Source organism: Methylophaga marina, from assembly GCF_030296755.1.
GTDB lineage: Bacteria > Pseudomonadota > Gammaproteobacteria > Nitrosococcales > Methylophagaceae > Methylophaga > Methylophaga marina.
Genome location: NZ_AP027741.1, coordinates 1,742,754 through 1,756,387, shown reverse-complemented (window position 1 = coordinate 1,756,387; position 13,634 = coordinate 1,742,754). Strand labels below are relative to the sequence as shown.

Annotated in this window: 9 protein-coding genes; 8 read left to right on the top strand and 1 reads right to left on the bottom strand. The window is 44.3% G+C overall.

What is annotated here, in order from left to right; translation table 11 throughout:
* Positions 1-88: 88 nt before the first annotated feature.
* The 3 genes from QUE24_RS09010 (at position 89) to QUE24_RS09000 (ending at position 3,589) form a co-directional block, all read left to right on the top strand.
* Positions 89-742 (top strand): histidinol-phosphatase, encoded by a 654-nt coding sequence (locus tag QUE24_RS09010; protein ID WP_286303520.1) that lies wholly within the window; start codon positions 89-91, stop codon positions 740-742.
* A 49-nt stretch (positions 743-791) separates the two neighbouring features.
* Positions 792-2,234, top strand: coding sequence for an Asp-tRNA(Asn)/Glu-tRNA(Gln) amidotransferase subunit GatB (gene gatB / locus QUE24_RS09005; protein ID WP_286303519.1), 1,443 nt, complete (start codon positions 792-794; stop codon positions 2,232-2,234).
* 212 nt (positions 2,235-2,446) lie between these two features.
* The gene (locus QUE24_RS09000) at positions 2,447-3,589 is read left to right on the top strand and encodes an FIST signal transduction protein (protein ID WP_286303518.1); all 1,143 of its coding nucleotides are present in this window, start codon (positions 2,447-2,449) and stop codon (positions 3,587-3,589) included.
* Between the two features lie 5 nt (positions 3,590-3,594).
* On the opposite strand, the gene gshA is transcribed toward QUE24_RS09000, so the two are convergent.
* Entirely contained in the window at positions 3,595-4,869 is a 1,275-nt protein-coding gene (gshA, locus tag QUE24_RS08995) for a glutamate--cysteine ligase (protein WP_286303517.1), read from the bottom strand.
* A gap of 262 nt (positions 4,870-5,131) precedes the next feature.
* Between gshA and QUE24_RS08990 the strand changes: the two genes are divergently transcribed.
* The 5 genes from QUE24_RS08990 to QUE24_RS08970 are packed head-to-tail and all read left to right on the top strand — an operon-like array spanning position 5,132 to position 13,628.
* Positions 5,132-5,503 carry a response regulator gene (locus tag QUE24_RS08990; RefSeq protein WP_414673376.1) on the top strand — a complete coding sequence of 124 codons (372 nt, stop codon included), beginning with the start codon at positions 5,132-5,134 and terminating at the stop codon, positions 5,501-5,503.
* A 3-nt stretch (positions 5,504-5,506) separates the two neighbouring features.
* Positions 5,507-5,872 carry a twitching motility response regulator PilH gene (gene pilH, locus QUE24_RS08985; protein WP_286303515.1) on the top strand — a complete coding sequence of 122 codons (366 nt, stop codon included), beginning with the start codon at positions 5,507-5,509 and terminating at the stop codon, positions 5,870-5,872.
* A gap of 2 nt (positions 5,873-5,874) precedes the next feature.
* Positions 5,875-6,423: a chemotaxis protein CheW gene (locus QUE24_RS08980; protein ID WP_286303514.1), complete on the top strand. Its 549-nt coding sequence runs from the start codon at positions 5,875-5,877 to the stop codon at positions 6,421-6,423.
* A 24-nt stretch (positions 6,424-6,447) separates the two neighbouring features.
* Positions 6,448-7,713 carry a methyl-accepting chemotaxis protein gene (locus tag QUE24_RS08975; RefSeq protein WP_286303513.1) on the top strand — a complete coding sequence of 422 codons (1,266 nt, stop codon included), beginning with the start codon at positions 6,448-6,450 and terminating at the stop codon, positions 7,711-7,713.
* A gap of 23 nt (positions 7,714-7,736) precedes the next feature.
* Positions 7,737-13,628, top strand: coding sequence for a hybrid sensor histidine kinase/response regulator (locus QUE24_RS08970; RefSeq protein ID WP_286303512.1), 5,892 nt, complete (start codon positions 7,737-7,739; stop codon positions 13,626-13,628).
* The last annotated feature ends 6 nt before the right edge of the window (positions 13,629-13,634 follow it).

The following is a 13,634-nucleotide window of genomic DNA, read 5'->3' as shown; positions in this document are numbered from 1 at the left end:
TTAGATTATTAAAAGCACTGTCAGTATGCAATGCATTTTGACATACAATAGTCGCATTTTTGATTAAAACGGAGACTTTTCCAGCATCATGGCGTTGGCAATTTTTGATTTGGATAATACTTTACTGGCCGGTGATAGCGACTATTTATGGGGTCGTTACTTGTGTGAAAATAACATTGTAGACGAGGACGCCTACCGGGCTAGCAATGATCATTTTCTTCAAGAATACACTAACGGCACGCTCGATATCTACGCATTTTTGGAGTTTGTCTTTACACCTTACGCCAACCACCCCATGTCTGAATTAGAAGCTTGGCGCGCGGCCTATCTAGAAGAAAAAATTAAACCCATCATTTTGCCAGCGGGTATCGAACTCATCGAAAAGCATCGCGCTCAAGGCGATACATTACTCATTATTACGGCCACCAATAGTTTCCTGACCCAGCCTATTGCGGAGCTCCTGGGCATTGAACATTTAATTGGCACGGATCCAGAAATGATTGATGGCGCGTTTACCGGCAAAGTCTCAGGCACGCCCTCGTTTCAGCGTGGTAAAGTCGAGCGTTTGAAAATGTGGTTAAACCATCGGGATGAAACGATGGAGAACAGTACTTTTTACAGTGATTCTCATAACGATATCCCACTATTAGAACTGGTCGATACCCCTGTCGCCGTTGATCCCGATGAGAAGCTTGAAGCCTTTGCTAAGGAAAAAGGCTGGAAAATTCTCAGTTTGCGTTAATAATTGTTACAATTCATCGTTTTTTATCATTCACAATCAGGCCGTCATTATGGAATGGGAAGTTGTTATTGGGTTAGAGATTCATACCCAACTCGCCACCAAGTCTAAGATTTTCTCTGGTGCTGCTACAGCATATGGTGCAGAGCCGAATACACAAGCATGTGCCGTTGACCTGGGTCTGCCGGGCGTATTACCGGTACTCAATGCAGAAGCTGTCAGAATGGCGATTAAGTTTGGTCTTGCCGTTGATGCTGAGATTTCTGAACGTTCAGTCTTTGCCCGCAAAAATTACTTCTATCCTGACTTACCAAAAGGCTATCAAATCAGCCAATATGAATTACCCATTGTCGGAAAAGGCCACATCAGTATCGAACTGGAGGATGGCTCTGAAAAAGTCATCGGTATTACTCGTGCTCATCTCGAAGAAGATGCTGGCAAATCACTACATGAAGACTTTGACGGTCAAACAGGCATTGATTTAAACCGAGCAGGCACACCGTTGTTAGAAATTGTGTCTGAACCTGATATGCGCAGCGCAAAAGAAGCGGTTGCTTATATGAGGAAAATCCACTCACTGGTTCGCTATCTTGAGATTTGTGATGGCAATATGCAGGAAGGTTCATTCCGCTGCGACGCGAACGTTTCAATTCGTCCTAAAGGGCAGGAAAAGTTTGGTACCCGTGCCGAGCTGAAAAACATTAACTCTTTCCGTAACGTTGAACGCGCTATTAACTACGAAGTGGAGCGTCAAATTGATGTGTTGGAATCAGGTGGTGAAGTCATTCAGGAAACGCGTTTGTACGATGCCGACAAAAATGAAACGCGCGCGATGCGCAGTAAAGAAGAAGCGAATGACTACCGTTACTTCCCTGATCCTGATTTGCTCCCACTGATTATTGACCAAGCCACGATCACTGATATTAAAGCGACATTGCCAGAACTACCCAACGAAAAACGTGACCGCTTTGTCAATGAGTTAGGTCTATCGCTGTATGACGCCTCAGTACTCACCAGTAGCCGTGAGCTAGCCACTTATTTTGAGTCATTATTAGCGGCTACTGGCGGCAATGATCCTAAACAGTGTGCAAACTGGGTTATTGTTGAGCTGTCCGGTGCGCTAAATAAAGCAAGCATGGATATTACTGAATCGCCGGTGAGTGCTGAACAGCTTGCTGGTGTCTTAAACAGAATCAGTGATAACACCATTTCAGGCAAAATCGCCAAAACCGTGTTTGAAGCATTGTGGAAAGGTGAAGGTAAAGATGCCGATGCGATCATCGAAAATAAAGGTCTGAAGCAAGTCACCGATACCGGCGCTATTGAAGCTATGGTGGATGAAGTATTGGCAAATAATCCTGATCAAGTGCAGCAATACCGGGATGGCAAGGAACAATTACTTGGCTTCTTCGTTGGCCAGATAATGAAAGCGTCAAAAGGTAAAGCCAACCCAGCCCAGGTAAATGAATTACTGAAGAAAAAACTGAATGGATAATTCCTAACACATGAGTCAATCATCAAAAAAAGCCGCCATTGAGCGGCTTTTTTTATGGCCGATTTTTATGCATTCATTGTGAGGCATCTCACAAATTACAAGCGACCCGATTCCCCTTAATCGCTAAACGATGTAGTATCACCCGATGGATTTGTTACGCTTTTTTGACTACGGCGCTAAAAGCCAATGATGGAGCAAAGGTTGACCAACCAATGAAGTTTGTACAGGAGCACCTCCCCGCCAAGACGGGTTTAAATAAATTACCGTCGGCCTCTCCCCTTCCTGAAGCCAACTGGGTACTCGTTTTCGGCTCAGTCAGCCGCTTCAACGATAAAGGTTTTGCTAAAACCCTAAAAAAACGCTACCCAAACGCCGAAATCATCGGTTGCACCACATCGGGCGAGATTACAGGTGATGGTGTTTATGATGACAGCATCCATATCACAGCCATGCAGTGGGAGCGAAGCACGCTCCGCTTTATAAGCAAGCCGGTTAATAGTATGGAGCAATCCCATGCACTGGGTGCTCAAATTGCCGCTGAGTTAAAAATGGATGATCTCAAAGGCGTGTTTGTTCTCAGTGACGGTTTGAATGTTAATGGTTCTGAACTGGTAGAAGGTCTCCAGGAGATATTGCCCAATATTCCTATCACAGGTGGTCTAGCAGGCGACTCTGCTGCATTCAAGCAAACCTTACTCATCAACAATGACAAAATTCAGGATCGTACAGTGATCGCTGTTGGTATTTACGGAGAAGATGCCATCGTTACCAGTGGCGCCTTAGGCGGCTGGCAACCATACGGACCACCAAGAAAAATTACGCGTTCAAACAAAAATGTGGTGTACGAGTTAGACAATAAACCCGCTCTTCCACTTTACAAGATGTACATAGGCTATTACGCCAATGAATTACCTGCTTCTGGCTTGAATTTCCCCTTTGCCATCATGGATGAGAAGAATGTTAATGTCATCAGAACACTCCTCTCGATTAATGAACAAGATAATAGCTTGACCTTTGCAGGCAATATAAAAGAAGGGTCTACCGTTCGTTTTCTCAAGTCTGATCATGATCGTTTGGTTTTAGGTGCCAGTGAAGCAGCCAGACAAATATTACAAAAAGACGTCAACATAAACGATAAAGCCTTAGCTATTTGCGTGAGCTGTGTTGGCCGTAAATTAGTCATGGAATCTCAGGTATCAGACGAAGTGTTTGCTGTGCAAAGACTACTGGGTATGCAGACAGGCATCACCGGATTCTATTCAAATGGTGAAATCTGTTCAGGGGAAGATGATAGTCACAGTTTACTGCACAACCAAACCATGACTATCGCTTATCTGAGTGAGCACAACGCCTGATTAAATCAGGCGATTTCTCTCGCTGCTGCTAACAACGCTAATCTAGCGATGACACCGTAGGCATAAAAGCGGTTCGGTTCCGAATCAGGCAAATCTGTTTGATCTGGTGTGCTACAGGACTGAGCAAAGGCCAGTGGTTCAAAATGCATCCCCGGCGCATTTAAATTTTCATTAACGCCACGCCCAGTGTGAACACGATAGAAGCCACCTACCACATAGTGATCCATCATATAAATAACGGGTTCAGCTACCGCCTTTTCTTCCCCCAATGTCTCGAAGGTGTAAACGCCTTCCTGAACCAACACATTATCCACCACCAAACCTTCCTTAGCGGATGACATTTTATTTCGTTGTTTACGATTGAGGTTTTCGATTTCCTCGGCGCTTTTAACCGTCATAATGCCCATCCCATAGGTACCGGAATCGGCTTTCACAACAACAAACGGCTCTCTGTCGATATTATATTCAGCGTATTTGGCTCGAATAGATGTCAGCAAATTGTTCACATTTTTGGCGAGACACTCTATGCCCGACTTTTCTTTAAAATTCACTTCACCGCATTGCAATGTCAAAGGGGATACTAACCACGGATCTATATCAATCTGCTCAGCAAATTCTTTTGCGACTTGATTATATTGAGTGAAATGATCAGATTTTTTTCTGGTTGACCAGCCTGCGCGTAATGGTGGAATAACCTCTTGCTCTAGATTTTCGAGAATAGCTGGCCGTCCGGCAGATAAGTCATTATTTAACAGAACCAGACAGGGTGAAAAGTCATCCACGGCAACACGATTACCTTTTCTGACTAATGGCTCAAGCGTAATTTGCTTACCTGATGGCAGGTCAATGCTCATAGGCTCTTCAATCTCTTCTAATAAACTGCCAATGCGAGCTTCCATACCTGCTTTTTGGAAGATGTCACGTAAGGTTTCCAAACTTTCGAGATAGAACAAGTTCCTCGTATGATTTTCAGCCACGATCAATACGCGTTTTGCTGTTGGACAGGTTCGTTCAACAGCAGCCTGAGCAGCGTGAATACACAAAGGCATAAAAGAGGCGTTGAGATTATTAAACCCAGCAGGGAATAAATTCGTATCCACAGGCGCCAACTTAAACCCCGCATTTCGGAGATCGACAGAAGCATAAAACGGCGCAGGCGTTTTTAACCACTGCTCTCTTAACCATGTTTCAACTTGTGTCTGCTTTTCTAGCAATATGGCTTCTAACTTTAGAAGAGGACCATTTAAAGCGGTGGTTAAGTGTGGGACGCCAGAAGTCATGGTTAAGCTCGCTTATGTTTTAAAGTGTAGAGTTGAGTATAAATGTCGATAAGAAGAGACATGGGACACAAATTTGATATTTCAAGTCATTCATACTTAACCGTTGTGAATTTACAGTTCGCTGAGATGATTATTCAACTCAAGTCATCACTAGCCTGTAACACAAAAATGGGTTATCTTCGTGTGCACTACAATTATAAAATAATTCAGGTATAGCATAGTCGTGAGCCAGAGTGAAAACGAATTTAACGGTCTGAAAGTGATGGTGATTGATGATAGCAACACCATTCGCCGCACAGCTGAAACACTATTAAAAAAGGCAGGGTGTGATGTGTTAACGGCTGACAATGGATTTGAAGCTCTACCCATCATTAGTGCCCATCATCCCGATATTTTATTTATCGATATTATGATGCCACGACTGGATGGCTATCAGACTTGTGCACTAGTGAAGAATAACCCTAAATTTAGGGACATACCCGTAGTAATGCTCTCCAGCAAGGATGGTTTATTTGATAGAGCAAAAGGACGCGTTGTAGGGGCCGAACAATATTTAACCAAGCCTTTTACTCGTGAAGATTTACTCGGTGCCATCCGAACACATTTGCTGGAAAAAACTCAGGACGCAAATTAATTTATGGCTCGAATTTTAATCGCTGACGACTCGCCTACCGAAGTATATGTGCTTCAAAAACTGTTAGAACGACATGGTCATCAGGTTCTGGTTGCAGAAGACGGTGAGCAAGCAGTTCGTATTACACAAGAAGAACAACCAGACTTAGTATTGATGGATGTGGTTATGCCTAACCTGAATGGCTTTCAGGCTACACGTCTTTTAAGTCGTGATGATGACACTCGTCACATTCCTATCATTATTGTTTCCTCAAAGAATCAGGAAACCGATAAGATGTGGGGACTCCGCCAGGGAGCCAAAGGTTATCTTGGCAAACCGGTCTCAGAGGATGAGATTATTGAACAGATTCAATCGTTGCTGGATAAATGACTATGATGCAACCACAAACACCCGAAGACATTATTGCCATATTGCAAGATGTCGAACGCCGTAGCAGACAAAAAGCGGCAGGGTTAACACAACAAGAATCGCTTGGGCAAAGCTGGACAGCCATCGGATTTCGTCTTGCTGGTCAGCATTTTGTGATTCCACTAAACGATTCCAGAGAAGTCTTTCCCGTCCCCGACCACATTACCGCCGTGCCAAAAGCTAAAGCTTGGGTATATGGCATCGTTAACCTTCGTGGTGAACTATTACCCGTCTTGGATCTAAAGCATTATCTTCTTGATAAACCCAGCAGATTATCTAAACGAAGCCGCATTATTGTTATCAACGATGCAGACATCAACAGTGGTTTATTAGTAGATGAAGTCTATGGACTCAAGCATTTTCAACGTGAGCCAGACTCTCTCGACACGCAAGCACATAAAGAAATTACACCTTACTTAACAGGTAGTGTTTACCAGCAAGACATACAATGGGACGTTTTCAGTTTCTCGAAACTTATTGAAGATGAAAGGTTTATTAATGCTGCCGCATAATAATTTGATATCAGGACTAGGTATATGAACTCAACCAGCAAGCTTTTATTTTCGTCGCTGAAAAACAGTAAGAACTGGCCGGGACTGGCCGCGTTTATCATTCTGTTTATACTCACCCTGACAGGCTTAGGGCTGATTGCAACGGGTATGTACACACTCCTCTACCCCAATTTGCTCTATATCAGCATTGGCGTAGCCATACTGTTTGTTCTCTCTACTCTGGCAGCTATTAATCTGTGCCTGCCTTCTATTCATCAGTTGAAAGTGTCACTGGATAAAATGGAATTACAAAACAGACACAATCAAGATGCGATTCTTCGATTACTGGATGAAATGGGTGATCTGGCCGATGGTGATCTTACCGTCAGTGCCACAGTGACAGAGGACATCACGGGCGCTATTGCTGATTCCGTTAACTACACCATAGACGCATTGAGAAGTCTGGTTGAGCAAATTAACTCTACCACCATGCAGGTTGCTTCTGCAGCGCAGGAAACACAAGCAACTGCCTTACATCTGACCGATGCCAGTGAGCATCAAGCACAACAAATTACCGAAGTCAGTTCGTCTATCAATCAAATGGCAGGCTCTATCGAGCAAGTATCTCGTAGTGCCAGCCAATCATCTGATGTAGCGCAACAATCTGTATCTCTGGCTATTCAGGGTAACAGTGCAGTGAAAAAAGCGATACACGGTATGGATACCATCCGTGAACAAATTCAAGAAACATCAAAACGTATCAAACGTTTAGGTGAAAGCTCACAACAAATCGGAGATATTGTTGAACTGATTAATGATATCGCTGAACAAACGAATATTCTGTCACTGAACGCCGCCATTCAGGCTGCGATGGCTGGTGAAGCTGGTCGCGGTTTTGCTGTGGTAGCGGATGAGGTTCAGCGCCTTGCTGAACGTTCCAGTAACGCCACACGCCAAATTGATGCCCTGGTTAAAACGATTCAAAGTGATACTAACGAGGCCATCAGTTCGATGGAACAAAGTACAACCGAAGTCGTTGCCGGAGCAAAACTATCACAGGATGCCGGCACCTCTCTCGAGCAAATTGAAAGTGTTTCTCACCAGTTGGCAGAACTTATCAACAATATCTCCGATAATGCCAAACAACAGGCAACGGCTGCGGTGACGACCTCTGAGAACATGAATGTTATTCAGGAAATCACTATGCAAACCTCTACCGGCACCAATGAGAGTGCAGCTTCGATTGGTCGACTTCTAGAGTTAACAAACGAACTGCGTAAGTCTGTATCTGGCTTTAAGTTACCTCGCTAAGCTTATTTGGAGATAGTCATCTAATGGCACAACTCATCAAAGGCAATTACGATGCATTAGTCTGGCTGCAAGATGAATTGCAGCAGTCTCTTGCTCATGCCTTAGCGGCCATGAATAATTTTCTCGATGGCCAGGCTGAAGAGAAGCTTCTTACCGATACTATCGAGTCTCTTTATCAGGTGAAAGGGACACTGGATATGATTAATATGTCCGGTGCGTCAATGCTGACTGAAGAAACACAAAAAGCCGTCAGAGCCCTTCAAAATAATCAGGTAACAGATACCTCAGCGGCTCAGGATGCCATTGTAAAATCGTTATTACTATTACCGAACTACATCAAACTGCTGAATAACGACTTTCTGGATCACCCACTGTCCCTGCTGGATATCATTAACGAGCTGAGAAAAGTCTGCAAAGCAGATACCAGAACTGAAATCGAGCTGTTTAATCCATCGCTTTCCATTGCTCTACCAGACAGCATTGCACCCAATCCAGCCCGAAAACTTCCAGCATTGAATATTGAACAACGTAAGTTGGGACATGTTTTCCAAGTCTTGCTACTGCAATGGTTACGTCAGCAAGATAATGACAGCCTAAGGCAAATGTATGCCATCGTGCATTTTCTTCGCTTATCCAGCCACCAAGAAAAAGTCTGCCTGTTCTGGTGGACAGCCGAAGCTTTCATTGAAGCTATTGAACACCAAGGACTGACGTCTGCCGGGCAAATAAAACCCCTAATGGGTAAATTGGTTCAACCAATTAAGCAACATAGCGAAGCCGGTGAAGCCGCCCTACAATTGGATTTTCCTGCAGACTTGGAAAAACAGCTGTTATTAGCCATTGCCAAAGCGACCAGCCGTGGCTCACATGTCACCTTACTAAAAGCGACGTTAAAACTGTATTTCTTTGATCAACGTTCCCGTATCTATGGAATGAGTGACAATGCGCTGGGTGATGCTCACCTTGCTTTGCTTGAGCAACTTCAGGATATAAAAGAACAGTTAAATCAACACGTTCATGATGGCGATGTTGATATTGATGTGATTGAGTCGACATCAAAACAATTACAAAGCATGTCAGACACACTGGCTTTACTTGCCGAATATGAAGCCAGCAATCTATTACATCATCAGGTAGAGCAACTCAATGCGATAAGCAGTCGCGGTGATATTCCCAGTGAAGATGACTTAACGCAACTTGCCGATAGCTTATTACAGGCAGAAGCCCTACTGGCATCTACGACACAGGCAAACGTCAGTGACCAGTTGCGCCAAACAGTCATGACCGAATGTTTGCTAGAGCTGAGTAATATCAAAGAAACACTAACATTAATGGAGCGATCAGAACGCTATGTTGATGGCTTAGGAGAAACAGAACAACAGTTAAGTTTGATTGCAGGCAGTCTTGATATGCTGGACCAGGCTGCTGCGGCCGAGATCGTGAAAATGACATCGGAGACACTATCTGATTATCACGCAGGGGAGAAAACCTTCTCGGCGATTAAGCTGCAACGTTTGGCTGATATCATTGCTTGCTGCGAATTATACATGGAGGGCGTGCGTCATCACGGACAGGCTGATGACGATTATCTGGCAACAGCTAAAACCAAACTGCTGCAGTTCGATAATGAATATGAAACAGCGACTGATGAAGACGTCATAATTGACACAGAGACTTCCGCCGAACCTGCGCTATCCGTTGAAGATAAGCGTATTGAGCCATATGACTTTATCGATGATCCTGTTCTTTCTGGCGATGATACCGTTCATTCATCCCCAGTCGAGGTATCAACTGACCAACCCAACATTGCCGGCACAGATTCAGGCGCTGACGCAGACTGGCATTTTGCTGAGGGTATTGATGCTGAAGTAGCTGCTATCTTCATTGAAGAAGCCACAGAAGTGTTACAGGAATTAGCGCACCACATTCCTGCCTGGATTCAACAGCAGGATCAGGCAGCATTAAATGAAACAAGGCGTCACTTCCATACGCTTAAAGGCAGCGGACGTATGGCAAAAGCTCAGGTCATTGCCGATCTTTGCTGGGCTGTTGAAGATGTGTTGAATCACGTCATTGAGGGCAGCCGAGACGATAATGATCTTGTCAAAAAATTAGTACAAGACAGTTATCAACTCTTACCAGAGCTACTGTCACGTTTCACTCAAGCAGATACCAGTTCGCCAGATAACATCGATGCGTTGTATGAACTAAAAGAAAGGTGCTTAAATCCCTTACTCAAAGAAGTAAAAGCGCAAAGACAGCAGGACCAACGCACCTCTGTTGAACGTTATATCCAAATTCGTCAAGCACGTGATGCAGCAAGGTTAGATGTCGATTTAGCAACGTATCAGGCACAGCAAGATGCGCAATATTCCCCGGACAAACCTGTTTTTGAAATAGATCCCATTCTGCCTACGGGCGTCGAACGATATATTCGTAAGAAGTGGGGGCTTGAGAAGCATCAAAGTCCACTTATGACCAGCGTTGAAAGCTACATACAGCGTTTGCATACAGAGCATGAAACAACCATTACTGAACCTCAACAAACGAGTGTCGCACGCTATATTGCCCAGCAGGATCGTTTAAAAGAAATTGAGGCATTCCGCACAAGTATTCCTGTAGAAGAAATACTGTCCCCCATAAGCTCTGTTGACCGTTACCTGATTCAACGTGCTCAAGACAACACATCTGTCGATCAATACATCAAAGCAAAAACATTATCTGAACAGGAAGCGGATGAAATTGCAGAAGAAGAGCATAATGAGTTGCTCAATATCTTTGTGGCAGAAGCACAACAACATATTTCAACACTGAAGCAAAGCCTCAACGATATCGCTTTTTCCAGACAAATCACTTCGCCAGTTTTACGCTCGGTTCACTCATTAAAAGGCTGTGCCAATATTGCCGGCATAAAAACCATGGCGATGATTGCCACAGAAATGGATCAAGCTGTTAAGCAACTCCATATGAACGATACTGTGCTTGATAATCATCAGATGACGTTGATGCATGAGGTGGTTGATGGCCTAGACAAACTGCTTGAACACGTGATGAATCAGAGCGAACAGCCTGACCTGATCACATTATCATCCTATATTTCTGAACTGACACCGTCTGGAGAAACGGCACTGGCACCAGTCATTGATCCTGAATATCTGATGATCTTGCTGGAAGAAACGGATGAACTCCTTGAAGATTACACCAAGCAATTAAAACAGTGGCAATTGGTGCCCACGGATCAGGACAATCTGCTTGCCATTAGTTCAACCTTGCGGCAGTTAGAGCAAACGGCATCCGATGCACAACAAACCCTCATTGCAAACACGTATGCCAGCCTGAACAAGCTCATTAATCAATGCCATCCTCAAGATATTGGTTTAAATGCCTTACTGGAACAGGGGTATGAGCAGTTAAACCAGTTTATTGAAAGCTTATTACAGAATAAGCCGCTTTCCACCTCTGCCGATTTTTCTGCTCGGGTTGATAACTACCTGGCTCAAAAAACACGTCATCAGCAGGATATGGGCTTGGATGAAACAGACTACGCCATACCTGCAGATATGGATGATGACTTGCTGTCAGCCTTTGCCGCAGAAGCACAAGAGCTACTCGACTCAAGCAGTCAAATCATCAAAGCCTGGGTGAGCCATACTCATACTGAACAAGATATATTGCAGCTCCAGCGTGACTTACACACGCTAAAAGGAGGCGCAAGGCTGACGGGTATTTCACCTATGGCCGATTTGACGCATCAAATCGAAACATTAGTGTTGGCCGTCAGCGATGGCTTACAAGAAGCCGATGAGGATTTCTTTGATTTACTGCAACGCTGTCAGGATAAGCTGGCGGAAATGCAGGAACAATTAGCCAATCACCAGCCGGTGAAAACGGCATTATCTTTGATTGCCGAGATATCCACACGCACGGAAGGCCAGGATTTACATATTGAAGACAGACCGCTACCTGCACCAGAAAAAGTTAGACAAGCAGAAAGAGATATAGATACCGCGTCCGATATATTACCAGTCAGCCCGATTCAAACTGATACCCCACCAGCGCCTCAACATGTCGAGCAAGTCAGAGTTCGTGCTGATCTTCTGGATTATCTAACAAACTTTGCCGGCGAAGTCAGTATTTCGCGTGATCGGGTGACGCAACAACATATAGCACTGCGTCAGCAACTACACGAAATGGAAGAGACGGTTGCTCGTTTACATGATCAGCTGCGTAATTTGGAAATTGAAACGGAAACTCAGATTTTGTTCCGTTATGAAGATGAACGACTCAAGAATGAATCGGATTTTGACCCATTGGAGTTGGATCGTTTTTCCCTGATTCAACAGTTATCTCGGGGGCTAACTGAAAGCGTCATTGATTTACATGACATCAGTCACTCGATGGATACCTTGGTCAGGGAAACTGATGCAATTCTGTTGCAGCAGTCACGGCTTAATACCGACTTACAGCAAGGTCTGATGACCACCCGTTTGCTACCTTTCAGTGGCATTGTTGGTCGGCTTGAACGCATCGTCAGACAAACAGCATCTGAGTTAGGTAAAAAAGTCGAGTTAAAAATTCGAGGCTCTGAACTCGATATCGATAGAACGATTCTTGACCGCCTTGTCGCCCCATTGGAGCATATTCTTCGTAATGCGATTGCGCATGGAATTGAAGATAGCGAAGATCGGCTCAACCACGGTAAAGCAGCTAACGGTTTGCTGTCATTAGTTATCACACGTGAAGGTTCAGAAATTGTCATCAATATCAGTGATGATGGACAAGGAATCAATATCGATAAGGTGCGAGAAAAAGCCTTATCCATGAACCTTATCAACCATCATGATATGCCATCAGAAGATGAGCTGATTCAGCTGATTTTGAGCTCAGGCTTTAGTACCGCAGACAATATCTCTCAGCTTGCTGGCCGAGGTGTTGGCATGGATGTTGTCAGCAATGAAATCCGCGGTATGAAAGGACGTCTTAGTATCAAATCTGAGCGCGGCAAAGGTAGTACATTTACAATTCGTCTGCCATTAACATTGTCAGTCATCCAGGCCTTATTAATTCGGGTTCAGGATGAGCAGTACGCCCTACCTTTAAATACCATCACGGCAGGTGAACGTATCAGCGTTCGTGACATTAAATTAATGTTGGGCACACATAAACCGCATTATGATTTTCAGGGTGAAAAATACCGGTTTATGCCGCTGAGTTCATTGCTCGATAAACCACTATCATTGTCTGATAATCTGAAACATCAAATGCCGCTGCTTCTGTTCCGCTCTGGTGACTTACGCATTGCCTTGTTAGTGGATGATATTGTCAGCAACCGCGAAATTGTCATTAAATCTGTCGGTACACAACTTGGTCATATTACAGCCATCAACGGCGCCACCATTCTTGGGGATGGTCGGGTGGTCTTTATATTGGATATACCCACACTGATGGATAGTAGCCAGAATATTTCTCTGGATACTGACGATGCGATTAACCTCGAACGTGAACTCGAACAGTTACAAGACAGACTGCCAACCGCGATGGTCGTCGATGACTCTATTACCATGCGCAAAGCGACAGGCAATCTTTTACGTCGTATCGGCTTCGAAGTCATGACAGCTCGTGATGGCGTTGATGCGCTATCGCAATTACATGAGCAGAAGCCCGACATTATTCTGTTAGACGTTGAAATGCCTCGCATGGATGGCTTTGAGTTCGCCTCGATTGTACGTAATGACCAAGAATTCAGGCATCTTCCAATTATCATGATCACCTCAAGAACAGGGAATAAACATCGTGAAAGAGCCCTGGAAATCGGTGTGAATGCCTATTTGGGCAAACCTTACCAAGAAGAAGAACTCATCTGGCAGATGCAGAAATTGCTGGGTAAAGTCAGTTTTCAGGAAACCACACAGTAGATGTCA